At 73.2% G+C, this 25363-nt stretch carries 23 protein-coding genes and 1 pseudogene; 18 read left to right on the forward strand and 6 right to left on the reverse strand.

What is annotated here, in order from left to right; translation table 11 throughout:
• Positions 1-11: 11 nt before the first annotated feature.
• Entirely contained in the window at positions 12-410 is a 399-nt protein-coding gene (locus AB0K18_RS40610) for a hypothetical protein (RefSeq protein WP_345399778.1), read from the reverse strand.
• A gap of 122 nt (positions 411-532) precedes the next feature.
• A complete protein-coding gene (locus tag AB0K18_RS40615; RefSeq protein ID WP_364925933.1) occupies positions 533-1792 on the reverse strand; it encodes a serine hydrolase domain-containing protein in 1260 nt (419 codons plus the stop codon).
• Between the two features lie 115 nt (positions 1793-1907).
• On the opposite strand from AB0K18_RS40615, the gene AB0K18_RS40620 reads away from it, so the two are divergent.
• The 10 genes from AB0K18_RS40620 to AB0K18_RS40665 all read left to right on the forward strand — a co-directional run bounded on the left by AB0K18_RS40620 (position 1908) and on the right by AB0K18_RS40665 (position 14465).
• Positions 1908-2927: a LacI family DNA-binding transcriptional regulator gene (locus AB0K18_RS40620; protein WP_364925934.1), complete on the forward strand. Its 1020-nt coding sequence runs from the start codon at positions 1908-1910 to the stop codon at positions 2925-2927.
• A 111-nt stretch (positions 2928-3038) separates the two neighbouring features.
• Complete coding sequence (locus AB0K18_RS40625) at positions 3039-4130, forward strand: Gfo/Idh/MocA family oxidoreductase (RefSeq protein ID WP_364925936.1); 1092 nt, start codon at positions 3039-3041, stop codon at positions 4128-4130.
• On the forward strand, positions 4127-5029 hold the full coding sequence (locus AB0K18_RS40630; RefSeq protein ID WP_364925937.1) for a PmoA family protein: 903 nt from the start codon (positions 4127-4129) through the stop codon (positions 5027-5029). The genes AB0K18_RS40625 and AB0K18_RS40630 overlap by 4 nt, the downstream gene beginning before the upstream one ends.
• Positions 5026-5745, forward strand: a complete 720-nt coding sequence (locus AB0K18_RS40635) for a cupin domain-containing protein (RefSeq protein WP_364925939.1) — start codon at positions 5026-5028, stop codon at positions 5743-5745. Before AB0K18_RS40630 ends, AB0K18_RS40635 begins: the two co-directional genes overlap by 4 nt.
• Positions 5746-5754: 9 nt before the next feature.
• Positions 5755-6858, forward strand: a complete 1104-nt coding sequence (locus AB0K18_RS40640; RefSeq protein WP_364926048.1) for a LacI family DNA-binding transcriptional regulator — start codon at positions 5755-5757, stop codon at positions 6856-6858.
• Positions 6840-7568 (forward strand): class I SAM-dependent methyltransferase, encoded by a 729-nt coding sequence (locus AB0K18_RS40645; protein ID WP_364925941.1) that lies wholly within the window; start codon positions 6840-6842, stop codon positions 7566-7568. The genes AB0K18_RS40640 and AB0K18_RS40645 overlap by 19 nt, the downstream gene beginning before the upstream one ends.
• Positions 7569-7914: 346 nt before the next feature.
• Positions 7915-8742 (forward strand): HipA domain-containing protein, encoded by an 828-nt coding sequence (locus tag AB0K18_RS40650; RefSeq protein WP_364925943.1) that lies wholly within the window; start codon positions 7915-7917, stop codon positions 8740-8742.
• Positions 8743-8845: 103 nt separating this feature from the next.
• Positions 8846-11002 carry a hypothetical protein gene (locus AB0K18_RS40655; RefSeq protein ID WP_364925945.1) on the forward strand — a complete coding sequence of 719 codons (2157 nt, stop codon included), beginning with the start codon at positions 8846-8848 and terminating at the stop codon, positions 11000-11002.
• The gene (locus tag AB0K18_RS40660) at positions 10999-12120 is read left to right on the forward strand and encodes a DUF58 domain-containing protein (RefSeq protein ID WP_364925947.1); all 1122 of its coding nucleotides are present in this window, start codon (positions 10999-11001) and stop codon (positions 12118-12120) included. Before AB0K18_RS40655 ends, AB0K18_RS40660 begins: the two co-directional genes overlap by 4 nt.
• A 188-nt stretch (positions 12121-12308) precedes the next feature.
• Positions 12309-14465 (forward strand): transglutaminaseTgpA domain-containing protein, encoded by a 2157-nt coding sequence (locus tag AB0K18_RS40665; RefSeq protein ID WP_364925950.1) that lies wholly within the window; start codon positions 12309-12311, stop codon positions 14463-14465.
• A 70-nt stretch (positions 14466-14535) separates the two neighbouring features.
• On the opposite strand, the gene AB0K18_RS40670 is transcribed toward AB0K18_RS40665, so the two are convergent.
• The 3 genes from AB0K18_RS40670 to AB0K18_RS40680 are packed head-to-tail and all read right to left on the reverse strand — an operon-like array spanning position 14536 to position 18669.
• Positions 14536-16773 (reverse strand): protein kinase, encoded by a 2238-nt coding sequence (locus AB0K18_RS40670; protein WP_364925952.1) that lies wholly within the window; start codon positions 16771-16773, stop codon positions 14536-14538.
• The gene (locus AB0K18_RS40675; RefSeq protein ID WP_364925954.1) at positions 16770-18035 is read right to left on the reverse strand and encodes a hypothetical protein; all 1266 of its coding nucleotides are present in this window, start codon (positions 18033-18035) and stop codon (positions 16770-16772) included. Before AB0K18_RS40675 ends, AB0K18_RS40670 begins: the two co-directional genes overlap by 4 nt.
• A 10-nt stretch (positions 18036-18045) precedes the next feature.
• Positions 18046-18669, reverse strand: a complete 624-nt coding sequence (locus AB0K18_RS40680) for a hypothetical protein (protein ID WP_364925955.1) — start codon at positions 18667-18669, stop codon at positions 18046-18048.
• Positions 18670-18802: 133 nt separating this feature from the next.
• Between AB0K18_RS40680 and mycP the strand changes: the two genes are divergently transcribed.
• Positions 18803-19969 carry a type VII secretion-associated serine protease mycosin gene (mycP, locus tag AB0K18_RS40685; protein ID WP_364925957.1) on the forward strand — a complete coding sequence of 389 codons (1167 nt, stop codon included), beginning with the start codon at positions 18803-18805 and terminating at the stop codon, positions 19967-19969.
• 58 nt (positions 19970-20027) lie between these two features.
• Complete coding sequence (locus tag AB0K18_RS40690) at positions 20028-20369, forward strand: WXG100 family type VII secretion target (protein ID WP_364925959.1); 342 nt, start codon at positions 20028-20030, stop codon at positions 20367-20369.
• A 68-nt stretch (positions 20370-20437) separates the two neighbouring features.
• Here the strand turns inward: AB0K18_RS40690 and AB0K18_RS40695 are convergent.
• Positions 20438-21367, reverse strand: a pseudogene (locus AB0K18_RS40695) (RNA-guided endonuclease TnpB family protein); the annotation flags it as partial.
• Positions 21368-21516: 149 nt separating this feature from the next.
• Between AB0K18_RS40695 and AB0K18_RS40700 the strand changes: the two are divergent.
• The 6 genes from AB0K18_RS40700 to AB0K18_RS40725 are packed head-to-tail and all read left to right on the forward strand — an operon-like array spanning position 21517 to position 25256.
• Entirely contained in the window at positions 21517-21807 is a 291-nt protein-coding gene (locus AB0K18_RS40700; protein ID WP_345399826.1) for a WXG100 family type VII secretion target, read from the forward strand.
• 6 nt (positions 21808-21813) lie between these two features.
• The gene (locus tag AB0K18_RS40705; protein WP_364925961.1) at positions 21814-22155 is read left to right on the forward strand and encodes a hypothetical protein; all 342 of its coding nucleotides are present in this window, start codon (positions 21814-21816) and stop codon (positions 22153-22155) included.
• 8 nt (positions 22156-22163) lie between these two features.
• The gene (locus tag AB0K18_RS40710) at positions 22164-23642 is read left to right on the forward strand and encodes a hypothetical protein (protein WP_364925962.1); all 1479 of its coding nucleotides are present in this window, start codon (positions 22164-22166) and stop codon (positions 23640-23642) included.
• Positions 23642-23995 carry a hypothetical protein gene (locus AB0K18_RS40715; RefSeq protein WP_364925964.1) on the forward strand — a complete coding sequence of 118 codons (354 nt, stop codon included), beginning with the start codon at positions 23642-23644 and terminating at the stop codon, positions 23993-23995. The genes AB0K18_RS40710 and AB0K18_RS40715 overlap by 1 nt, the downstream gene beginning before the upstream one ends.
• Positions 23992-24834 carry a hypothetical protein gene (locus AB0K18_RS40720; RefSeq protein WP_364925966.1) on the forward strand — a complete coding sequence of 281 codons (843 nt, stop codon included), beginning with the start codon at positions 23992-23994 and terminating at the stop codon, positions 24832-24834. The genes AB0K18_RS40715 and AB0K18_RS40720 overlap by 4 nt, the downstream gene beginning before the upstream one ends.
• A 5-nt stretch (positions 24835-24839) precedes the next feature.
• Positions 24840-25256 carry a hypothetical protein gene (locus AB0K18_RS40725; RefSeq protein ID WP_364925968.1) on the forward strand — a complete coding sequence of 139 codons (417 nt, stop codon included), beginning with the start codon at positions 24840-24842 and terminating at the stop codon, positions 25254-25256.
• The last annotated feature ends 107 nt before the right edge of the window (positions 25257-25363 follow it).

Here is a 25363-nt window from a genome sequence, read left to right on the forward strand (position 1 = left end):
GCCTCGATCTTCTAGTAGATGCGGTACTTCTTGCCGCAGTTGTCGAACTTCCCGGCCCAGCAGGTGAAGGTGTAGACCTTCTTGATGCCCCGGCCGCTCCAGGTGCCGACGACCTTGCCGTCCCATGCCTTGTTGAACTTCGTCCAGTGACCGTTCTGGTAGACCTCGAACCAGACCCAGCCCTTCTTGCCGCCGCGCTTGTCCACGCCGTACCACTTCGTGTAGACCTTGCCGTGCGACTTCCAGGTCTTGCCGAACGTGTACGCCTTGTGGTCGCTGGAGAAGAACTTGCCCCAGGACGTCCCGGTCGAGTGCGCGGTCTGAGTGGCGGCCTGGGCCGGAGCGCTCATCGCGAGGCCGGTGACGGCCATCGAACCGGCGAGAGCGGCGATCGCAAAGGTCTTACGCATTTCGGGTTCCTCCCCCTGGTCGGTGCTGCCGGGGTGTTTCCGGCAAGAGGGACATTACGGAGGACGCACCGCAACAACTGCGCAGGAATCCACACAACGAACGTGATCGGCGCCACACCCCCTCAGCGCTTCACCAGCACCCCATCCGCAGCGAACGGGACGTACCCCTGCTTCGCCGTCCTGGCCTGCACGTCCCCGCACGCGCCGAGCACCACGAACCGCGCGCTGGCGTAGTCGATGGCGTGCGGGACGACCTGGCCGTTCTCGTCGATGGTCTGGTACTTCGTCCTGTTGACGCCCATCGAGACCTGGCGCTCGCCGTCCTCGCTGGTCGCCGACTCCGTCGCCATGCCGAACACGCTGCCGCTGTGCCCCCAGAACCGGCCGCACGGCAGGTCGTAGGCGTAGATGCCGAGCCCGTAGTCGAGCAGCCCGCCGGCCACGACCGGCACCGTCTTCTTCATCTCCGCCAGCTCGGCCGGGCCGATCAGCTCGCCGCGCAGCAGCGCGCGGTAGAAGCGGTTGAGGTCGTCCATCGTGGACGTCAGCGCGCCCGCCGTGGTGACCCACGACATGTCGTACACGCTGTAGTCGCGCGGCGGGTCGATGAGGCCGAGCATCGACTCGTACGCCTTCGAGTGCGGGCCGGGGATGCGCGGCGTGCGCGGGAACGCCGTGTGCCGCAGGCCCGCCTTGCGGATCACGTGACGGGTGATGTAGTCCTCGGCCTTCGTGCCCGTCACCTTCTCCAGCAGCAGGCCGGCCAGCACGTAGTTGGTGTTGGAGTAGACGCCGGGGGTGGCGCCGGGCTCGCCCGTCGGCGGGGCGTCGAGGCCGAACTTCGCCGTCTGCAGCCGGGTCAGCTCACGGAAGCGGTGGTCGTCGAGGCTCTGCGTCGAGTTCTCGTACAGGGAGGGGAACGCCGGGCCGACCAGGTCGGCGATGTGGCTGGTGTGGTTGAGCAGCATGCGTACGGTGATCTTCTGGCCGCGCTCGCCCGGCACCACGTCCGGCAGGTAGCGGCCGATCGGGGCGTCCAGCTCGATCGTGCCGCGAGCCACCTGCTGCAGCACGGCCACCGCGGTGAACGTCTTGGTGATGCTGCCCACCCGGTGCACCATGTCCGGCTTGACCGGGCGGTTCGTCCGCACGTCGGCCACACCCGAGGCACCCCGCCAGCTCTTCGCCCCGTCGCGTACCTCGCCGTACAGGCCGTACATGCCCGCCTCGTGCACCGCGTCGAGCGCCTCGCGCAGCGCCCGCCGGTCGAGCCCCTCACCCGTGGCGGCCTGTGCCGGGCTCGCGGCGAACAGCACACCGAGCGTCGCCGCCACGGCGGCGGCGCGGCGTCCGGTCTTCTTGGCAGACTGTCGCTTCGTCATGCCGCCAGCATGATCGATTGCGCCCCGCCCCGGGCAGATGCCGCTGTCACGACCTCCATATGACAGCCGTCATGAGGGAGTACGCTGCAATCCCCCCACGAGAGGACGAGAGCGGATGCCCCACGCGGCGAGGCCCACGGTCACGCTGCGCGACGTGGCCGCCGCCGCCGGGGTGTCGGTCGCCACCGCCTCCCGCGTGCTCGCCGGCAGCGCCAGGAAGGTCGCTCCCGAGTACGCGGCCCGCGTCCTCGCCGCCGCCGCCGACCTGCGCTACACCGCCGACGCCGCCGCCAGGGCCATGCGCACGGCGGGCGACTCCATCGCGCTCGTGGCCGACGACCTGACCACGCCGTCGATGGGCATGGTGGTGGCCGCGATGGAGCGGGAGGCCAGCACGGCGGGGGCGTTCGTCACGGTGTCCGCCACGATGGGGGACGCCGCGCGGCAGGCGGAGACCGTGCGCGTGCTGCGGTCGTTGCGGCCCCGGGCGCTCGTCGTCACCTCCAACCGGTTCCTCGCGGGGGCGTCCGACGACCGGCTGGCCGAGGAGCTGCGGTCGTACGAGCGGGACGGCGGCCGGGCCGTCATCTTCGGCGACACCGACCTGCCCTTCGACACGATCGGCTTCGACAACCACGGCTGCGGGCGGCTCGTGGGGGCGTACGTGGCCGGGCTCGGGCACCGGCGGGTGGCGATCCTCGCCGGGTCGCCCGGCCTGCGCAACCTCGCCGACCGTACGGCGGGATGTGTCGCCGGGCTGACCGCCGGCGGCGTCCGCGACATCTCGGTCCTGCCGTGCCCGGTCAGCCGGGACGGCGGCTACGCGGCGGCCCGCGATATGGCCGCCCGTGGCCTGGACGGGCGGCAGGCCGTGCTCGCGGTCAACGACACGATCGCCATCGGCGCCCTGTCCGGCTTCCGGGCCGCCGGCGTGGACGTCCCCGGGGACGTGTCCGTGACGGGCGTGGACGACATCCCCCTGGCCCGCGACGTCACCCCGCCCTTGACGACGGTCGCCCTCCCGCTCGCCGAGGGGGGCGCTCAGGCGATCCGCTACGCCCTGACCCCTTCGGACACCGCCCGGCACCTCCGCATGACGGGCCACCTGATCCCTCGCCACTCCACGCGTCCCTGACGTCCTGCTCAGGGACGGGTGCTCTTGACGCTCATGTGACGGGCGGGGCAGACTGCGGAATACGTTTTCCCACGCGGCGCCGCGCGACCTGACCACCGGACGAAGGAACCCATGTCTCGACAGCAGTACCGGGCCGCGATCATCGGCACCGGCGGGATCGCCCATGCCCACGCCAGGGCCGTGCAGAGCTCCGGAGGACGGGCAGAGCTGGTCGCCGTGGCCGACGTGGACGCCGGCCGGGCCCGCGAGTTCGCCGACAAGTACGGAATCCCCCACGCCTACGCCGGCGCCGACGAGCTGCTGCGCGAGCAGGAGCTGGACGTCGCCCACCTGTGCACCCCGCCCCAGCTGCACGCCCCCATCGCGCTGGCCTGCCTGGAGGCCGGGGTCACGGCCCTGGTGGAGAAGCCGCCGACGCTCTCGCTGGCCGAGTTCGACGCGCTGATCGAGGCCGAGCAGCGTACCGGCGCCCACGTCGCGACCGTCCTGCAGCACCGCTTCGGCGCAGGAGCGGCCCGGCTGCGCCGCCTGGCCGGGGCGGGCGAGCTGGGCCGCCCGCTGGTCGCCACCTGCCTGACCCAGTGGTACCGGGGCGAGGACTACTACGCGGTCCCGTGGCGCGGCACCTGGGAGTCCGAGGGCGGCGGCCCCACCATGGGGCACGGCATCCACCAGTTCGACCTGCTGCTGTCGGTGCTCGGCCCGTGGACCGAGGTCACCGCCATGGCCGCCCGCCAGGCACGTCCCGTCGAGACCGAGGACGTGTCGATGGCGCTGGTGACGTTCGAGAGCGGCGCCATGGCCACCGTCGTCAACTCGGTGCTGTCGCCGCGCGAGACGTCCGTGCTGCGCTTCGACTACGAGCGCGCCTCGATCGAGGTCGAGCACCTGTACGGCTACACCGACGACGACTGGACGGTCACCCCGGCCCCCGCCCACGAGGACGTCAAGTCGCTGTGGGGCGCCGACCGCACCGAGGGATCGAGCGGGCACACCGGCTGGTTCGCGGCCGTGCTCGACGCGCTCGACCAGGGTGAGCAGCCGCCGGTGACCACCAAGGAAGCCCGCCGCACGATGGAGTTCATCGCCGCGCTCTACGCCTCCGCCTTCACCGGCGAGCGCGTACGGGCGGGGCAGATCACCGCGGACAGCCCGTTCGCCCGCCGCATGGACGGCACCGGCGCCCCCTGGAGGAACCAGTGACTCTGCAGGCCACCCACACCGTCGGAAGGTCGGTCACGGTCGCCGCTGGCGACGCCGAGCTGTTCACCTACGTCTACCGCCCCGACACGCCGGTCCTGGAGTCGCCCAAGCCGTACCTCCACCCGATCCGCACCCTCGGCGGCGCGCTCGTGTCGCTCTACCGGCCGCACGACCACGTGTGGCACAAGGGCATCGCCTGGTCGCTGCCGCACGTCGGCGAGCACAACTTCTGGGGCGGGCCGACGTTCACCGACGGCCGCTACCGCCAGCTCGACAACAACGGCAGCGCCGTCCACCGCGAGATGACGAACCTCACCGCAGACGGCGGCCGGGTCGAGATCGGGCACGCGCTCGACTGGACGTCCCAGGCCGGCGCGCCCGTCATCGAGGAGCGGCGCGCGCTCAGCGCGTCCGTCGTGGACGACGGCGCGTGGGCGCTGGTCTTCGAGACCGTCATGACGAACGTGTCAGGCGCCACCCTCGACTTCGGCTCCCCGACCACCAAGGGCCGCGAGAACGCCGGCTACGGCGGCCTGTTCTGGCGCGGGCCCCGCTCGTTCACCGGCGGCCTCATCCAGTCGCCTGCCGGGGCGGGCGGCGACGAGCTGCGCGGCACGCGCGCCGAGTGGTTCGGCTTCCGCGGCCGGCACGACGAGACCGGCGAGCACTCCACGATCGTCATGGTGGACGACACCGCCAACCCGCAGCACCCGCCGCAGTGGTTCGCCCGCACCGAGATGTTCGCGTGCCTGTGCCCCGCGCCGTTCTTCAGCGAGGAGGTGCCGCTGCCCGACGGGCAGAGCCTGAGCTTCCGGAACGCGGTCGTCGTCGCCGACGGCGACCGGGGCGAGGACGGCACGGCCAAGCTCGCCGAGCTGGGGAGGGAGGCGCTGCGATGACCGCCGTTCCCGGGGCGTTCCCCGGCGGCACGTCCGTCAGCCGGCTGTCGGTGTACTCGGGCAACGCCTGCGCCGACGGCTTGGAGGGCGGCACGCCGCACCTGCACACGGCCTCGACGGAGGCGTACGTGGTGATCGGCGGGCGGGGCGCGCTCCAGACGCTGGACGCCGGCGGGCTGCGCGAGACCGAGCTGCTGCCCGGCACCACCGTGTGGTTCACGCCGGGCACCATCCACCGTGCCGTCAACAGGGGCGGGCTCGAAGTGGTGGTCGTGATGTCCAACGCGGGGCTGCCCGAGGCGGGGGACGCGGTCATGACGTTGCCGCCGGAAGTCGTCGCCGACCCCGCCCGCTACCGCGCCGCCGCGACCCTGCCCTCCGTCGATGTGGAGGAAGCGGTGCGGCGGCGCAGGGAGCTGGCCGTCGAGGGCTTCTCGCGGCTCGTGGACGGCGGCCCGGGCGCGTTGCGCGCCTTCTACGACAGCGCGGTCGCGCTCGTACGTGACCGGGTGGGGGAGTGGCGGGGCATCTGGGAGCGTACGGTCGCCGAGGAGACCCGTCGCACCTCCGCCGTGCTCGACGCCCTCGAACGCGGCGACGGCGGCCACCTGCTGGACGCGGCGCTCATGGAGTCGCCCACCGAGGAGCGGTGGGGCATGTGCGGCCACCTCCGAGCCCACGACGTCACCCACCCCATCCTCCACGCCCCGACCTGACCAGGGATGATGACCGGCACGGGCGACGAGACGCCGGGTTCGGGCGGGCCGCCTGACGGGGCGCGGGGAACCGGCGGACCGGCGACCCTGCATGATGTCGCGCGGGAGGCGGGCGTGTCCGTGGCCACCGCCTCCCGCGCGCTCAACGGCAGCGCCCGCAACGTCAGGGCGGAGAACGTCGCCCGCGTGCGCGCCGCCGCCGACCGGCTCGGCTACCGGCCGCACCTGTCGGCCCAGGCCATCGCGAAGGGCTCGACCAGGACCGTCGCGCTGGTGGTGCGCGACGTGGCCGACCCGTACTTCTCCGCCATCGCCGCGGGCGTGGCCGCCGAGGCCGAGGCCGCCGGGCTGATCCTGACGATGGCGGTGGCCGGCGGCTCACCGGAACGCGAGCTGCAGATCGTCAGGACGCTCAGGGGCCGCCGCCCGCGCGTCGTCATCGTGACCGGCAGCCGCATCGACGGGTCGGGCACCAGGGACGCGCTGGTGGCGGAACTGGAGGCGTACCGGACGGCGGGCGGCAGGATCGTCATGATCAGTCAGCGCGACCTGCCGTACCCGACCGTGACCATCGGCAACGCGGGCGGCGCGGCGGACCTCGCCCGCGCCCTGCTCGGCGCCGGCTACCGCCGCTTCGCCGTCCTGCACGCCCCCGCCGCGCTGCGCACCTCCCGCGAGCGGCACGAGGGCTTCCTGGCCGGGCTGGCCGGCTCAGGCGTGCCCGAGCCGCTCGCCGTCGAGACCGGCTTCACCAGGGACGGCGGTTACGCGGCGGCACGACGGCTGGCGGAGCGGTCGGGGGACGTGGACGCGGTGTTCGCGGTCAACGACGTGATGGCGATCGGTGCGATGACCGGGCTGCGCGACGCCGGGCTGCGGCCGGGGACGGACATCGGGGTGGCCGGCTTCGACGACATCGCACCCGCCGTGGACGTCGTCCCCGCCCTGACCTCGGTCGCGGTCCCGCTCCGCGAGGCGGGCGCCGCCGCCGTCCGCCTCGCCCTGTCGAACGACGCCACCCCTCCCAGCCTCGCCACGAAGGTCATCCTCCGCGCCAGCACCCCACCCCGACAGCGTCCGGCAGAATCGCGCCCATGGGCTATGACGAGCTGATCGACGAGGCACTGAGCACCGGCTTCGAGGGCTGGGACTTCAGCGCACTGCAAGGCCGGATCACGTACGAGGGCACCTTGCCCTGGGACTACGAGCAACTCGTCCGCGATCGCCTCCCCGCCACGAAGGCCCTGCTCGACCTGGGCACCGGCGGCGGCGAGCTGCTCGCCTCCCTGGCCCCGCTCCCGCCCAGGACCGCCGCGACCGAGCGCCACGCCCCCAACCTCCCGGTCGCGAGGAGAAGGCTGGCACCCCTGGGCGTGGAGGTGACGGACACCACGGCGACCTTCCCCGACGCCTCGTTCGACCTGATCACCAGCCGCCACGAGGCGTACGACCCCCGGGAGCTCCGCCGCCTCCTGACCCCGGGCGGCACCTTCCTCACCCAGCAGGTGGCCGGCCGCGACCTGGAGGAGCTCAACACCGCCCTGCAAGCCCCGCCCCACGACAACGCCACCTGGAGCCTGACCGAAGCGACAGAAGGTCTGCGCGCGGCGGGCCTGGACGTCGTCTGGAGCGCCGAAGCCACCTCCACCACGGCATTCCACGACATAGGCGCCCTGGTGCTGTTCCTCCGCATGGTCCCGTGGCAGATCCCCGCCTTCGACGTCCAGACGTACACCCCGCACCTCCGCACCCTCCACGAGACCGCAGCCCCCCTGAAAGCCACCGCCCACCGCTTCGCCCTCCTCGCCCGCAACGAGCCATAAGATCGGCACCATCCAGTGATGCGGGCCAGAGGGAGGGCGCGATGGCTGCGGTGACCCGGCCGAAGGTCTGCCGACTCTCGCTGAGCGAACTGGTGGACCTCGCGCGGCGCGGCCGGATCCGGATCCCCTCCTCCCCGGATGCGCGCCGCTGGGAGCGCGACGACGCGACCCGGCTGTTCGACAGCGTCCTGCACGGCTATCCCATCGGGAACGTGCTGGTGTGGCAGCGTCCCGCGCCGTCGGGAAGCGTGGTGATCGGCCCCCTGGTGATCGAGGCCGTGGTGCCGGAGTCCGGCAGCCCCGTCATCTGCGAGTCCACCGTGCGGCCGCTGGACGCAGCGCGGCGATGGTGCGTTTCTCCCTGGCCGGGGTGCAGGCCAAGTTCTCGATGCGCTGGGAGGGCAAGGGCCTGGTGCTGCCCATGTCCGGGCAGGGAGGCGACTGGATCGTCAAACTTCCGGACCGGCGCTTCCCGGAGGTGCCCGCGAACGAGTACGCCATGATGACCTGGGCCAGGCTGGCCGGCATCGACGTCCCCGAGATCCGCCTCGTCGAGGGGGAGCGGCTCACGGGCCTGCCGGATGGGCTGATCGACGCGGCGGAGATGGCGCTCGCGGTCAGGCGGTTCGACCGGCTGCCCGGCGGGCGCGTCCATCAGGAGGACTTCGCGCAGGTCCGCGAGGCCGCCGTGGCCTCCAAGTACGACAGAGCGACCTACGGCGGCCTGGCCCGGGTGATCAGCACGGTCTGCCCGCTGGACCTGGAGGAGTACGTGCGCCGCCTGGCCGCGATCGTCGTCATGGGCAACCTTGACGCTCATCTGAAGAACTGGACGCTGCATTATCCCGACGGCGTCACGGCGCGGCTGTCCCCGGCCTACGACCTCGTCTCCGTGTCCTCCTACGACGACTTCCGTGCCGAGGAGCCGGCCTTCCCGGCGAACGGCGGCAAGGTGGCCAAGGCCGTCACGTCCGGCAACTTCCGCAGCCTCGCACGGCGGGCGGGGCTCGACGGCGACTGGGTGGCGGGCGTCGTGCGTGAGACCGTGATCGCCTTGACCGAGTCGTGGTCGCAGGCCAAGGCGGAGGCGGACGTTCCCGCGTTCGTGACCTCCCACATCGAGGGGCGGCTGCGGACGCTGCCCCTCGTCGCTGAGGCGCGGCAGGGTTCCTGAGCCGGACGTTTCCACATTCTTTGAAGGGAGGTCGGCGGCCCCGGAGCGCGGCCTAGTGTGTCCGCGGATACGTATGCGGACGAAGCTCGCGGGATGTGAATCGGTGGCCGTTCGGTGGCGGAGCGCGGCGGGGCGGCGGGCGGCGGGGATCGTCGCGGCCGTGCTGGCCGCCGCGCTGGTGGGAGTGGGCCTGTTCCTGGGCACGGGCGTCTCGAGCGCCCGGCCGAAGCTGGCCGACGTGGGCGCCTGGCTGGCCAGCGCGCTCAACGGTGAGGTGGTGCACGCCAACGGCCTGTCCGGGCAGCTGGACGGCCGGGTGGACCTGGCCTCCGCGGAGGGGCAGGCGCTGAAGGTCGTGCAGGACGGCGACAACGTGCTGGTCATGGACGAGTCCACCGGCCAGGTCAGCCGCATCGACCCCACCCAGCTCGAAGTGGCGCAGACGGGCAAGCTCGGCGCGGGCGGCATGCAGATCGTGATGGGCGCCGGCAAGGCGTACGGGATCGACCCGCGCGGCGGCACCGTGCAGCAGCTCGACCCGCTGACCGTGGACACCGTCGGCGCCCCGATCGCGCTGAAGCCGCCGCTCGGGCAGGCCGGGCTGGACAAGAACGGCACGCTGTGGGTGCCCGTGCCCGAAGAGGGCACGCTCGTCCAGATCAACGGCGCGCAGCAGGGCAAGGCGGTGACGGTCGGCGAGCCGGGCGACCCGCTCACGCTGACGATCGCGAACGGCGTCCCGCTGGTCACCAACTCAGCCGCCGCCACCGCCATGGTGATCGGCGGCACCGGCACCCGGCTGCAGGTCAGCCTGCCCAGCACGGTCACCGGCGCGGGCAGCGCCGGCCTGCTGGTGCCCGCCGTCGCCGAGAGCCAGGTGGTGCCGATCCTCGCGCCGAAGCAGGGCGCGCTCGTCCTCGTGGACACCGCCACCGGCGCCCTCACCACCGTCGCCGTCAAGGGCGGCAAGCTGGGCGCGCCGCAGGCGCTCGGGCGGCGCATCTACATCGCCGACGAGAGCGCGGGCAAGCTCATCGTGTACGACACGGTGGCCAAGCGGTTCGAGGCCGACAAGGTGGTGACGGGCAAGGCGGGGCCGCTCGAGGTGTTCGTCAAGGACGGGCTGCTCTGGGTGAACGACCAGTTCAGCGAGGCCGCCCTGGTCATCGAGGAGGACGGCAGGGGACACCGGGTCGGCAAGTACGACGAGGCGCTCGGCCAGAAGGACAGCCCGACGCCGCTGCCGATCCCGACGTACACGCCGACCGTGGTGCAGCCGACGACCGTGACCAGGCCGACCGCCACCACGACGGTGCCGGCGAGGACGAAGACGGCCGTGCCGACGGTGACGGTCACCGCGACTCCCACGCCCACACCCACCCCGACCCCCACTCCCACGAAGACTCCCACGCCGACCCCGACGCCGACCCCGACGCCGACCGTCACCCCCGGCCCGCCCGGCGCGGTCACCGCGAACTCGGGCCCCGGCTGGATGGAGGTCGTCTTCACGCCGTCGGCCAAGGGCGACGTGACGGGGTACACGCTCCAGGGCGCCCCCGGCGGCGCCGACGTCACGCCGTCGAAGGTGCGGCCGGACGGGCCGTTCCAGTTCCGGGTGACGGGCGGGCGGTGCGACCAGGAGTACTCGTTCCGAGTCGTCGCCGAGTACGCCGGCGGCGAGGTGGAGTCGGCCCCGTCCATCCCGGTACGTCCCTGCGTAGCCCCGGGCAAGCCCGCCTCGTTCACCGCCAAGGGCAAGAACCACGGGGCCGACCTCACCTGGGCGGCTCCCGACAACGCGGCGGACGGCGTCACGTACACGCTGGAAGGCCCCGGCCAGCACCCCGCCCAGCCCGAGGGCACGAGCGCCGAGGTGACCGGGCTCAAGAACGGCCAGTCCTACACCTGGACGCTGCGCGCCAGGAACGAGGCGGGCGAGAGCCAGGAACGCGCCGAGGCCACCGCCGAGCTGCGCCCGCCGTCCGCCCAGTTCAAGAACGCCAACAACAACGACACCAACACGCTCATCCGCTCGGCGCCCGGCGGCGGCGAGGCGGGCAAGATCCCGAAGGGGGAGTACATCACGCTCACCGTGCTGTGCCAGCAGAAGGGCCCGGCCTACACCGACCAGTACACGGGCCAGAGCAGCGACGTCTGGAACAAGATCGAATCGCCCCGGGGCAACGGCTGGCTCAACGACGTGCTCGTCGAAACCCCGAAGGGGGGCTTCCCCGCCGCTCCGCTCTGGGAGTGCGAATGATCACTCGCGCGGGGTGGGGGCTGGCCGTGGCGTCCGTGCTGGTCTACGCGGCCGGGGCGCCGCTCGGCTACTCCCAGGCGGCGGTGCTGGCCGTGGCCGGGCTGGCCGCCGTCGGCGCCGGCGCGCTGTGGACGCTCAGGGGCGCCCGGCTGGAGGTGCGGCGAGAGGTGACGCCGGTCAAGGTGGCCCGCGGTGAGCCGGCCGTGGCCGTCCTGCACGTGCGCAACGCCGGGCGGTGGCGGCACTCCGGGCTGGTGGCGCGGGACACGTGCCGGGAGACCACGGTGACGGTGGAGGTGCCGTCGCTGGGCAGGCGGGCGGCGCGGACGGTGTCGTACCGGCTGCCCACCCGCCGGCGCGGGCGCACGCCGGTGGGGCCGCTGCTGCTCGACCGGGCCGACCCGTTCGGGCTGGCGCGGCGCTCCATCGCGTACGGGCGGGCCGACCTGCTGCTCGTCCGGCCCCGCACCGTGCCGCTCGGGCCGCTGCGCTCCGGGCGGCGACGGCACCTCGACGGGCTCGCCTCCCGCTCCGCGCCGTCCGGCGCGAGCAGCTTCAACGGCCTGCGCGAGTACGTCGTCGGAGACGAGCTGCGGCACGTCCACTGGCGTTCGACCGCTAGGACCGGCGTGCTCATGGTCAAGGAGTTGACCGACGTCAACCTGCCGGACACCGTGGTCGTCCTCGACACCCGGAGCTCGTCGTACGAGGGGGACGACGAGTTCGAGCTGGCCGTGGACGTCGCGGCGTCGGCGGCCTGCGCCGTCACCCGGGACCGGTTCCCCGTGCGGGTGCTCACCGGGGAGGGCGAGCTGGTGCACGCCAAGGGCGGGCCGGGCGAGGACGAGGAGGTCCTGGACCGGCTCGCGCTCGTCGAACGCACCGACCGGGCCGAACCGCCGCTGCACGCGCTCCGCCACGCGGGGGCGGGCGGAGCGCTGGTGCTGATCAGCGGCGGCTATGGGGCCCTGGCCGACGCGGCGGCCGTCCGCCGCCGCTTCGGCCAGGCCCTGTTCGTCCACGTGGGCCCACCTGAGGCGGGCGCGCCACGGGCCGCGGGGGTAACCGTCATCGAAGCGACGGACTTGGACGAACTGGCGGCAGCATGGCCACACTGACCGGCCCCTCCCCCAACAACCCACCCCACAACAGCTCAGGCACCGCCGGTTCGGGTCCCGCGCCCACTTCCGGCCTCACCCCCACCCCTGCCCAAGGGACCCCCAACCCTGCCCAAGGGATGGGGCGCGTCGGGGGGCGTGTGCTCGGTCGGGGTGGTGCGGCATCCCATGCCGTTCACAGTTCTGGGATGGTGTCGCGGGATCAGCAGCAGGAGCCGCTTGGGCGGCGGGTGGCCGGCGTGGTCGTGGCCGGGTTGCTGGTGGTGTGTGCGGGGTTGGCGTTCGACGGGGTGTTCGCACTGGAGGCGTTGCTGCCCGTCGTCGGGTTGGCCGTCGCAGGGCCCTGTGCGCTGGCGCTCGCGCTGTCGGGGCGGCTGCCGTTGTGGGGGACGGTGCCGGTCGGCGTGCTGGGGTGGCTGACGGTGGTGTCGGCCACGGTGTTCAGGGAGCAGGCGTGGCTCGGGTTTCTCCCCGGCCCCGGGGCCGTGCGGGCGGCGCTGCTCGGCGTACGCGATGCGGGCGGGTGGCTGCTGACCACCATCCTGCCCGCCGCGCCGGGCAGCCCCGCGATCGTGCTGGTCAGCTTCCTGGTCTGGACGGCGACCACCGTGGCGGCCGAGCTGGCGCTGCGCCGCCGTACCCCGATGCTGCCCGCCGTGGCGGCGCTGCCGGTGTTCGGCGCGGCCGTCGTGCTCGGGGTGGCAGGGGGCGGGACGGTGGTGCCTTACGCGGCCGCGTTCGCGGGGCTCGTGCTGCTGCTGGGGCTGGTCAGGACCGGCAGGTCGCCGCTCGCGGTGGCGGCCGGGGTGCCGCTGCTGGCCGGGCTGGTGGCGGCCGCCGCCGTCGTCGCGCCGGTGCTGCCCGTCGCCGGGAAGCCCTTCGACGTACGGACTCTCGTCGAGCAGCCCCCACCCCAGCCGATCAAAGGCGTGAGCGCCCTCGACCAGGTGTCGGCCTGGCTGCAGAACCCGCGGCGCGAGCTTTTCACGGTCCGCACCACGTCCGACGCGAACCTGCGCCTGGCCGTACTCGACCGGTTCGACGGCGTGAGCTGGACGTCCAGCGCCGGTTTCCTCCCCACCGGCGGACGCGTCCCCGGCGCGGACGACGCCGCACGCGACACCGTGGAGCAGCGGTTCACCGTGCAGAAGCTGCCGGGGCCCTGGCTGCCCGCCGCCGACCGGCCGCTCGCGGCGACCGGTACGGGCCTCGTGGTCGACCCCGGCACCGGCATGCTGGCCAGCACGCGCACGAGGGAGGGGCTGACGTACCAGGTGACGTCAGGAGTCCGGACATATCCGGCGGCGGAGCTGCGACAGGCGTCACCTGCCGACGACCCGGAACAGCGGCGGCTGCCCGACGGCCCCGACGGCCGTACCCCGCCCCAGCGTGCCCGCCTCGGCGAGATCGCCCGCCGCGCCACCGCCGGCGCCCGCAGCCCGAGCCAGCAGGCCGCCAAACTGGCCGCCTACCTGCGCAAACTCGCCGTTAACGACGTCAACGCGCCGCCCGGGCACGGCTACCGCAGCATCGAGTTCTTCCTGACCGAGTCGAAGCGGGGGACGACCGAGCAGTTCGCGGCGTCGTTCGCGCTGCTGGGGCGGGCGATCGGGCTGCCGACCAGGATCGTCGTCGGGTTCCGTCCGGGGGAGAAGCGGGGCGGCGTCCGGCAGGTGCGCGGCGGGGACGTGCTGGCGTGGGCGGAGGTCGAGTTCGACGGCATCGGGTGGGTGCCGTTCTATCCGACGCCGTCCCGTACGCGCTCCGGCGAGGGCGGGGACGTCGCCGAGGGCGCGCCCAAGCAGGCCAAGGAGATCGAGCAGGCCATCAACGAGGACGCCACCCCGCCCAAGCCCACCAAGACCCCCACCAAGCGCCCCACCCCACCTTCGACCTCCGACAAGGACGCCTCGACCGGGCCGTGGGTGTGGGCTGCGGTGGCCGGCGGCTTGGTGACGGCCTATGTGCTCGCCGCCGCCCTCGTCCCTCTGGTACGCCGGACGCGCCGCCGCCGCGCCGCCGTACCGGCCGCCCGCGTCATCGGAGCCTGGCAGCAGACCCTCACCCGCCTCCGCACCGCCGGCCTCCCCGTCACCTCGGGGACGCTGACGGCGGGCGAGGTGGCCTCCCTGGCCGAACGCTCCCTGGGCCCCGCCGCCCGCGCGCCGCTGACGTCCCTCGCCGCCCTCGCCAATGCGGCCACCTTCGGCGACACCCCCGTGAACGCGGACGACGCCGACCTCGCCTGGCAGCACCACACGACGGTGGACACGCTGGTCAGGCAGAGGGTGGGCCTCCTGCGCCGGGCCGCCGGCCGGCTGTCACCCCTGTCACTGATCGGCTGAGGCCGGCCCGGCGGCCAGGCCGGTCGGTTGGAGGCAATGAGGTCGGGGCTCGTTGGCGTGACGGGTGGAGTCAGCCGGTCGGCGGGGTGACCAGGGGGAGCACGATCGGGGGCTGGACGTCGTCCTCCGCGCCGGTCTCTGCGGCACCTCTGATGCACAGCGCCGACGACCAGGCCACCGAGGACGGACGGCCGAGCGCGACCACCGCGCCGACCTTGAAGCAGTAGCCGGTGCCCGGGTCGAGCTTGCCGACCGTGTACGTGGTGCTGCCGACCGGGGCCGACATCAGGCGGTCGTCGGGGGCCTGCTGAACGATCACCGGGTACTCGGTCTTGCGTGCCGTCTTCCAGGACAACGTCACCGTGGTGCCGTTGTCGGCGACCAGCTTGAGGCTCTTGGGGCGGTAGGCGGTGAGGGTGGCCGGGTCGGGGGTCCTGAGCGTGGCCGGCGGTGAGGTCGCGGGGTCGGCCGTGCTCTGTTCGGGGGCCAGCGACGGCTCGGGCTGCGAACGGTCACCGGTGGCCTGCGCGTCAGGCTGATGGGTCTGAGGCCGCCCGTCCTGAACCTGGCCATCCTGCGGTTGCCCGTCCTGGGCCCGCCCGTCATTGGGGCTGTTCTGCGTGTCGCCCTCGCCAGGCTGTCCGTCCTGCACGCCCGTGTCCGGGGGTTGGGTGCCGGCCGCCTGGTGGTCGGCGGTCAGCGTGACGCCCTGGTCACCGCTCATCGCCAGCGCCACACTGCCCGCACCGGCCAGCACGGCCAGCGCCGACACGCCCGCCACGACCAGCGGCATCCGCCCCCGCCGCCCGCCCTCCGTGGCTGCCGGTGCCTGGGCACCCGGTGCCCGGACGGACGAGCCGGGCTCGGGCGGCGTCGGCAGGAACGGCTGAGGCCCCGCCGGCGGCCTGACCCGAGACCGCTCGGAGCCCACGGTCCACACCAGCTCCCTCGGCCCCGACAGCTCCTGGTTTCCCGGTGACCCGGAGGCGGGGAGGCGCGCCGTGCGGGGAAGTTGAAGACCGGGCTCCGGCAGAGGACCGGGCCCCGAAAGCCGGGCAGTGCGCGGTTGATCCGCCGCCGCTCCAAGCACAGGCCCGCTCGTGAGACCGGCCGAGGGCGCGGCTGTTCCGCCGAACGGGGGAGGCGCCACTGGCGAGCGGCCGGAGGCATCGACGCCGACACGCTGGTCGGCGGCAGAGCCGGCGGGGGCGGCCTGCTGGGCGTGGGGACCGGTCGCGGTGCCCTTCGCAGCAGCGGGAGCGCCCGTGGTGCCCTTTCCGGTGGCGGGAGCGCCGGGGGTGTGAGGACCGCTGGCGAAACGGTGGGCGGTGGTGGCGAGGGTGGTGGCTGTGGGGCGGGTGGTGGGGTCCTTGGAGAGGGCCTGGGTGAGGAGGGCGGCCAGGGGCTCAGGGACTGTGGGAGGTAGGGGTGGGGGTGGCTCGGTCAGGACGGCCAGGGTGAATCTGGCGGTGTTGGTGGCGTCTTCCAGGGGGAAGGCGGGGCGGCCGGTCAGGAGTTCGTAGGTCGTTGAGGCCAGGGTGTAGACGTCGGAGGCGGCTACCGGCGGGCGGCCCTCCAGCTCCTCGGGGGAGGCGTGGACCGACGGTGGGGTGCCGTCCGGGAGTTCGGTGATCGACATCAGGGCCGACATCGCGAAGCCGGTCAGCATCACGCCGTTCGGGGTCATGACGACGTTCGAGGGCGTGACGCGTCCGTGTACGCCGCCCGCCGCATGAGTCGCCGCGACGGCGCCCGCCACCGCGGCCAGCAGGCCGGCGGCCTGCTCCACCGGCATGGGACGGTCGCGGTCCGGGCGTTCCGCGAGGGGGAGGCCGCCGTGGGGAGGCGTCACCAGGTACGGCCGCCCGTCCCCGGTCGCGCCCACCTCCAGGACGGGGATCACCCCGCCGTGCGCGGCCAGCTCATCGGGAAAGGCGAACCCGCGGATGATGCGCTTGAGCGCCCGCTTGTCCACGCGGTGGCAGGCCAGCGTCTTGACCAGGACGTCCGCCATGCTGGCCACTGAGCGCGCCCGATACAGGATCCAGGGGCCGTCCTGACCGGCAGGCCCGAGCAACTGGTAGCCGCGAACCCGTTCGGCGGACCTGAACAAGTGCGGGCCGCGGGTCTGGTGGGCGGGCGTGTGCGGGCCGCGGGCCTGTTGGGTGGGTGGGGGCGGCTGGTTGTCACCGGCTTGTCGGGCAGGCGCGGGCGGCTGGATGTCACCAGCCTGGTGAGCGGGTCCGGGTGGGCGGGTGCCAGGGACCTGTCCGGGTAGGCCAGGGGCCCGGTCGGTGGGTGGGGTCATGTGATCAGGGGCGGGCCGCCCAGGTCATCGCTGTCGAACGGGTCGTACTCGGTGAGCGGCATCTTCATGCGTTCCCGCTCGCGTTCCTGCCCGGCACCCCCGGCGCCGCCCATCGGCGGCATCATGCCCATCGGCCCGCCCGGCAGGCCGCCCGCGCCCGGCAGGCCGCCCGCGCCCGGCGCGCCAGGACCGACCGGCGCGCCGCCGAGCTGGGTGGCCGCGGCGCTGCCGGGGAGCATCGAGGGGCCTGCGCCGGTGGGCGTCCCGGGGACGATCGACTGGGTGGTCGGCACCTGAGGGGTGGGGTAGCTGGACAGGTGCGTGGCCGGGTTCCGCAGGTCGGGCCGGTCGAGCGACGGGTTCTCCAGGGACGGGTTCCGCAGTGCCGGGTCCTGCAGGGACGGGTTCTGCAGCGAGGGGTTCTGCAGCGAGGGGTTCTGCAGGGACGGGTCCTGCAACGAGGGGTCCTGCAACGAGGGGTCCTGCAGTGAGGGGTTCTGCAGTGAGGGGTCCTGCGCCGACGGGTCCGGGGCGGAGGGGTCGCGCAGGGACGGGTCCTGGAGGGACGGGTCGTCGAGGCGCGGCAGGTCCGGCCCGCCGGACCCGGGCAGTCCTGGGCCGTCGAAGCCGGGAGCCGAGCCGAAGCCTCCGTACGGGTCGGCGGTCAGCCCACTCGGCAGCCCCAGCCGCGGATCGAACGACGGGTCGGTGAGCGAGGTCTGCGGCGCCGTGGTCCGCTGCTCCACGTGGTCGTCGATGGAGTGGTAGACGGCCTGGATGAAGCGGTTGAGCTGCTGAAGGTGGTGCCGGGCGAGCGCGTGGGCGTTGGTGTCGGTGCCCACGACGTCGCCCATCCAGTCGTCGAGGTCCACGCTGCCCGTCCTGGGCACGTTGTGGTGGAACCAGGGCAGCACCTCGGCCCCGTACCAGACGAGCGGCTGACCCACGGACCTGGCGGCGAAGCTGAGGCGGGCGAGGTCGCGCTGGAGCTCCCCGATCGTGTCGAAGATGCCGTCGAGCGACTCCCCGCCCAGCGTCTGGGCGATGCGCGCGGCCTCGGTGTGCAGCACCTCCACCGACGTGGCGCACATCTCGGCGATCTCGGTGTACCGGCGTCCCGCCTCGGCCACCTTCTCCGGCTTGGTGGACTGGATGAGGTCGGAGATGCCGTCGCTGCTCTCGGCGTCGCCGCCCAGCGGCTGGGTGCCGTCGATCTGCGGCTCCCGGCTGTCCTTGAGCGTTCCGACCCAGTAGTCGGTCAACGGGCCTCCGTCACTTCTTGACGCCGCCCGCGATGGACCGGTCGGCGTTCTTCGCGGTCTTGACGGTCTCGTCCAGTGCCTGCACCACGGCCTCGTACGCCTGCGTGACGCGCGTGATGACCTGGTCGAGGGTGGTCTGTGCCTGGTCGGTGGTGTATTTGAGGTCGGTGGCGGCCTGCCAGGCGCCGAGGTCCTGTTCGCTGAGTCTGGCCCGCAGGAGGCGGACCTTGAGGCTCTCGCCGGCCGCGCCCTGGAGGCGTTCGAGGTCCTGGCGCAGCCGCTCGATCGGCGACGTCGGCAGCGGCCTGCCGGACGCCGGGTCCTCGTACTCGCCGATCTTGACGAACATCGTCCTGCTCGTCGTCCCCGGGTCCACGCGGTTGGCCGCGAGCAGCTCGTCGAGCTGCGCCTGCGTCGGGGCGGGCGGCGGCTCCGGCGGGTAGTCGCCGTTGCGGTGGTCGTGGATGTGGTCGGCGTAGGCGTCCTCGACGCCGCGCGCCTCTATGTGCTCCTCGTGGGAGGAGATGGCGTCCTCATGGCCGACGGTACTCGTCGGCCGCTGCAGCCGCGACAGCCCGATGCCCGGCCTGGGGTTGCCGTGGGCGTCGCCACCCTCGGCGGCAGGTACGGTCATGCTCACTCTCCGTGGGCCATAGCGCTGGACATGCCAGCACATGCCTACCTGCCGTTACGCCGCGCGCAGCGCCATTTCAAGATATTTCTAAGAGAGCGGCGAAAGCCGGGAATGTCGGCGAGACTCCGTTTTCGTGCCTTTCCTTTGGTACGGCGCCGCCCTCCTCCTGGCGCTGACCCCCGCCCCGGTGACCCCGGCGCCGACGACCAACACGGCCCGTGCGGTCACCTGCGACCCCGAGCCCGGCGTCGCCGAGGTCACCGGCACGCCGTGGCCGCAGGAACGCCTGCGGTTCACCCAGGTGTGGCGGCTCACCAGAGGAGAAGGCGTGCGGGTCGCGGTCGTGGACAGCGGTGTGGACGCCACCCACCCGCAGCTCAGAGGCGTGGTCACCGGCCAGGTGGACCTCACGGGCACGGACGCGCGCGACTGCGTCGGCCACGGCACCGCGGTCGCCGGCATCATCGCCGGCCAGGACCTCACCGGGCGCGGCGTCCCGGTGATGGGCGTGGCCCCGGCCGCGCGGATCCTGTCGATCAAGCAGACCGAGGGACGGTCGGGCGACGTGTCGCGGCTCGCGGCCGGCATCCGGCGGGCCGCCGACCTGGGCGCCGACGTGATCAACGTGTCCGTGCAGGCCCACGACGCGCCCGAGCTGAAGGCGGCGGTGGCGTACGCGCAGGAGAAGGACGTGGTGATCGTGGCCGCCGCCGGCAACGTCGAGCAAGACGGCGGGGCGGCCTCACCGGCGTACCCGGCCGAGTATCCGGGCGTGATCGCGGTCGGCGCGGCGGCCCCCGACGGCGAGAAGCCGGGCTTCTCCAACGGCGCCACCCGCATCTCCGTCACCGCGCCAGGCGCCGGGATCACGAGCGCGTGGACGGGCGGCGGCTACCGTACGGGGCTCGACGGCACCAGCTTCGCCGCCCCCTTCGTCTCCGGCGTCGCCGCCCTGGTCAGAGCCCGGTACCCGGACCTCGACCACTGGCAGGTCAAGCGCCGCCTGGAGCAGACCGCCGAGGGCGGCGGCGCGGCGGGCACCGGCGCCGGACTGGTCAACCCGCTGCAGGCGGTCACCTCGGTGCTGCCCGCGGCCACCATGAGCGCCGCCGGCGCGCCACCCGTCGTGCTGGCCAGGGCGCCCGTACCGGACGAGCGGACGCGGGCGATCGCCGTCGGCATCACCGCGGGAGCTGCCGGGGTGACGGCGCTGGTGGTGTTCGCGGCGCTCATGCTGCCCAGAGCCAGACGCCGGCGTCAGGACGGCGCCAGGACATTTACAGGAAAGTTGAAATCGTAGCCTCGCCCACCAGGGCCCGCCTACGTTGATGCGGGAAAAGCCCGCCGGAAGGAGCAGCGTGGTCAATCAACCGACGACTTATACCGAGGGCAGCCAGCATAGTGCCGCAGAACGCGCACAGCTCGCCGTCGCCAACATCGAGCAGATCTACAACCGGCTCACGCAGATCCCCGAGACGCTCGGCAGCGCCTGGCAGGGCGAGGCGGCCACCGTTTACCGGCAGGTGCTCACGGAGTGGACGCCGCAGTTCAGAAAGGTCATCGACGCGCTCAACACGATCGGCGAGAACCTGAAGGCCACCGGCATCCAGTACAGCGACGCCAACACCCAGGCGAGCGACGTCGCGGTGAAACTCCGGGCCGCGCTCGCCGGCGGTGAACACTCCGGGCCCGTTTCCTAAAAGGAGCCGACTTGACATCCTCCCCCTCGTCAACGAGAGGGAAACCACCGGTCCACGACCAGCAACTAGCGCCGGTACCACCGGGCCTTGTACTGCAGCATGCCGCGCATCTGGCGCCAGGAGGCGTCGGAGATGGCGCGGGCCAGGCTGTGGTTCTTCACCGTGGTGCGAACGGTGAGGTCCTCGATCGCGACCGTTTGGTTTTCACGGACGAGACGAGTGGTGAGCTTGTGCAGAAAATCGGTACGCCGGTCGGTGATGCGGGCATGGACGCGGGCGACCTTCAGCCGGGCCTTGGCCCGGTTCGCGCTGCCCTTGGCCTTGCGTGCCAGGGCGCGCTGGGCTTTGGCCAGCTTGCGGCGGCCGGCGCGCTCATGCTTGGGGTTGACGATCTTCTCGCCGGTCGAGAGCGCCGCCAGTGCGGTGATGCCCGCGTCCACACCGACGCTCCGCCCGGCAGGCGGCAGCGGGCTGATCTTCTCCTCGACCAGGAGGGACACGAACCAGCGTCCCGCGCTGTCACGGGAGACGGTGACCGTGGACGGCCGCGCACCCTCCGGCAGCGGACGCGACCACACGATATCGAGCGGTGTGTCCATCTTCGCCAGCGTCAAGGTGCCCTCACGCCAGCGGAACGCCGAGCGGGTGTACTCCGCCGACGCCCGGGACTTCTTGCGGGACTTGAACGCCGGGTAGTTGGCGCGCTTGGCGAAGAAGTTCGCGTACGCCGCCTGAAGATGCCGCAACGCCTGCTGAAGAGGGACCGACGACACCTCGAACAGGAAGTCGAACTCGCCGCTGCGCTTCCACTCCGTCAGCCGCGCGGAGGACTCCACGTAGGAGACACGGCGGCCTTCCAGCCGGTAGGCGCGGGTGCGCTCCTCGAGTGCCTTGTTGTAGACGAGACGGACGCAGCCGAACGTCCGGGCAAGCTCGCCGGCCTGCTCGGGGGTCGGGGAGAAGCGGTACTTGTAGGCCCGCTTCACGATCTGCGCCACAACCCACAACCTACCGCCGATCACCAACAGGTCGCATGCGTGTTCGATGAATACGGTTCGCCTGACGGCGAACCGGCAGCCCCTGTCCTGCTCCGCAGGGATCCGATTCCTCCCCCGCCTGAAGGCGGGGGTTGCCACGGAGGTATCTGATGAATGACATCATCGTCGCCAATTTCGACGAGATGGAAGAGATCGCGGCCGAGCTGGGCCGCGCGTACACCAATCTCGTCGGCGAGCTGACGGACCTGGAGGCCGATTTCAAGGTGCTGGAGACCTGGGACGGCGCCGCGAAGGGCGTCTACCTCGAGGCCAAGCGCCAGTGGAACGAGGCCGTCGTCACCATGGGCGACACCATGCAGCGCTTCGGGCCGTCACTCCAGGAGGCCACCGGCATCATGCGCGAGGCCGAACACGTCAACATCCGCCGCTGGACCACCTGACCCCGGGTGAACGAGCCGCTCATCGACCCGGCCGCCGCCGGGGACCAGGTCACCTGCCGCCCTGACGCGCTCCTCGACGTGGCGGGCAAGCTGCAGCGGGAGCTGCTGCCGTGCTTGGAGGCGGCGCGGTTCCAGGTGCCCGACCTCACCCCGGGCGCCGCCGGGACGTGGGACGTCGCCCAGGGGTACGCGGACACCGTGCGCAGCGCCCGCGAGGCCACGGGGGAGTCGCTGCAGTTCGTGCTGGAGCAGGTCCAGCGGGTCATCGGCGACCTGGCCGACACCGCGGCCACCGTGCGCGACGCCGACCAGCGGGCCGCGGGCGTGGCGGGACGTACGGACAGATAGAGGAACGCGTGCCGGAACCGAAACCGATCAAGACCGGCTGCCTCCAGGGCGGCGACCCGCAGGGGTACGGCGGACGTGACGCGATCAGGACGTTGGTCATGTCCACCGGACCAGAGGAGTTCGGGCCGGTCGCGGCGGCGTACCGGCAGACGGCCGAGCTGCTCACCACCACGATCAGCACGCTCGGCGACGGCGCGGCCCGCCTGGTGGCCGACGGGAACTGGGGCGGGGAGTCGGCCCGCGCCATGCTCACCCGGATGAACCGGCTCCAGACCTACCTTCAGGCGCTGCGGGACCGGCTGGAGGAAGTCCCGCCCTCGCTGGAGGGCGTCGCCAAGGAGCTGACCACGGCCAAGGAACGTTTCGACCAGGCCACCAAGCCGCAGACCCACTACGCGATGGGCTCGGGCTCGACCGACCCCGCCCATCCCACCAACGACCCCGACGGCGCGGCGCGGGCGTTCATCGCCCGGCTCAACACCGCCTTCCACACCGCGCACACGGCCCTGCCCGACCGGTTGCCGTGGGACGCGGAGCTGGCCTCGCCCGCGCCGTACCTGCCGCCGCCCGGCGAGGCGGGCACGCCGCCGGCCCGGCCCGGCACGTCGCTGGCCGGCACGCCGGGCACCACGGCCGGCACCGCGCCGGGGACTCCGACCTCGCCCGGCCCCACGATGGGACCCGGCGGAACGGCCCTGCCGGGGACCGTCCCACAGCCCGGCACCGCCGGCTTCACGGGCACCGGCCTCGCGGGCACCACCCCCCACCCCGGCGCTACCGGCTCCTTGACCCGCCCCGGCTCACCGGCCATGACCGGTTCGTCGGGGGTGACAGGTACATCCGGCTTGACGGGTATGTCAGGCGTAATGGGTGCCACGGCGCAGCCGGGCACGACGGAGCGCGGCCGCCCCACAGACGCGGGCCGCCCCACAGACGCGGGCCGCCCCACAGACGCGGGCCGCCCCACAGACGCGGGCCGCTCGACAGACCCCGGCCGGTCGACAGGCCCCGGCGAACCGGGAGGCTCGGGCAGACCGGCAGACGTCGGCCGGCCGGCGGAGATCGGCGCGCCGTCGGCGACCCGTCCGGCCGACGTCGGTCCCATCGGCGTCGGTCCCATCGGCGTCGGTCCCACCGGGGTCCTGCCCGAGACCGTCGCTCCGACCCGTGCCGACCCCGGCCCCGTCCCGCACGGCCGGGACACCGCCACCGCCCAGGGTCCCTCCGTGCGGCCGGGCAGCGTCCCGGTGGTGGGCGGGCCGGCGGCGGCGATGGGACCGCCGGGCGGCCTCGGCGGCGAGCCGGGCGCGACCGGGATGGCCGGTGCGGGCGCGGCCGGGATGGCCGGTGCGGGCGGCGTGCCGTTCATGCCGATGGGCGCGGGAGCGGCGGCGGACCGCCAGAGCACCCGCCGCCCCGGCACCCGCCCCGCCGACGACGACTTCTTCCGCCCGTCCGTGGACACGCCACCACCGGTGGTGAGCTGATGACAACGAGAGGGACACCGGGCATGGACGCCGACGCCGTCGCCGTGGTGGCGGACTCCGTCAGGGAGATGGGCCGCGACCTCGCCGACACGCCCATGCGGGACCTGGAGGAGATGACCAGGGCCGTCGCCCGGGTACGGCTCTCCTCCGGCGCGTACGGAGCCTTCGGCCTGCTGGGCGGCGCCCTGGGACGCTCGTTCGACGAGGTCAACGAGGCCGCGCAACGGTACCTGCTGGCCAAGCGCGACCAGGTCGCCGAGCTGCACGACCGGGCGTACGACACCGCCAACGGCTACGTGGACGGCAATGCCGCCTCCGCCTCCGTCGCCGCGACCATGGGGGCGCCGCGATGATGGAGCAGCCGCAGTCCGTCATCGAGGGCTCGGCCATGGCGGCGACCGGCTCCATGCTGCTCGGCTTCCGTCGCGCCCACTACGCGATGCTGATCCTGCCCCTCATGTACGGCGACACCGCCGAGCAGCGGCGGGCCGCCGAGGGCTACGAGACGTTGGCGGCGGGCCTGCGCCGCCACCCCGAGGTCGTGGACACCGCCACCAAGGGCGTCACCTGGACCGCCGCCAGCGCGGAGCTCGCCATGGGCGCCGTGGCGGACTACGCGTCCGACGCCGAGGAGAAGGCCGCGCTGCCTGCGGCGTCCGCCCGCACGCTCAACGTCACCGCCGACGTGTACGACGCCGCGGGCAAGGCCGTCTTCCTCACCGGCGCGAGCATCCTCACGGCCGGCGTGATGCACAAGGTCGCCCAGCTCAACCCGTTCACCAGGGTCGCCTCCGAGGTGGCGGCCACGCAGTTCGGCATCAGGGCCGACCGGCAGGCCGGGGCGATCGCGTCCCGGGTGCGGCAGTTCGTGACGGGCGGGCAGGGCGTGCTCGGCAAGGTGGCCGGGCGGCTCGCCCAGGTCTCGCCGGGCAAGCTGGCGCTCGGCGGGGGAGCGGCGGCGGCAGGCGGCGGGATGCTGGGCCAGCAGGCGGTGGCCGACCGCTTCAGCGCCACGAAGCTGCAACAGACCCCGCCGGGCCAGGCGCCACCCGGCCTGACACCGCAGGGCCTGACACCGCAGGGCCTGACACCGCAGGGCCTGACACCGCAGGGCCCGGCACCGCAGGGCTCGACACCGTTCGACGGTCAGCTGCCCACGACCCACGACCCGAGCACGGAGACGGAGAGATGACGGCTATGTCCGACGAAGGCGCCCTGGACCGGCTGATCGCCCGTTCCCAGCACCCCGCCGACGGGCTGGACGACCTCTACCAGCAGGTCCTGGCCGCCAAGGGCACCGCGAGCGACCCCGACGACCTGGTCAGGGTGGAGTGCTCGGCGGAGGGCGTGACCGGCCTGGACATCGATCCCAGGGCCATGCGGTGGGGCTCGCAGCGCCTGTCGGAGACGATCCTCGGCCTGATCGCCGAGGCGCTCGCCGACCTGCAGACCCGCTCGGCCGAGCTGCTGCGCGACGTGGTGGGCGACGGCCCGCTTGACCTGTCCGCCCAGGACAACCCGGCCGACCTCCGGATGCGCGAGGCGCGGGAGGCGTACGAGTCCGCGATGGACCAGGCGATGGCCGAGCTGTCCCGGATAGAACGCGGCCTGTAGGAAGCACCGCGCAGAGGGCCTGAAAGGCGGCCGGCAGCGCGGGCGTGGCTCTGGACCGGCAGAAGCGGGCGGGGCGCAGGACGGCGGAAGCGGGCGGGGCTCAGGCC

Origin of the sequence: Nonomuraea sp. NPDC049421 (assembly GCF_040677005.1) — a bacterium.
In the GTDB taxonomy this organism is placed as follows: domain Bacteria; phylum Actinomycetota; class Actinomycetes; order Streptosporangiales; family Streptosporangiaceae; genus Nonomuraea; species Nonomuraea salmonea.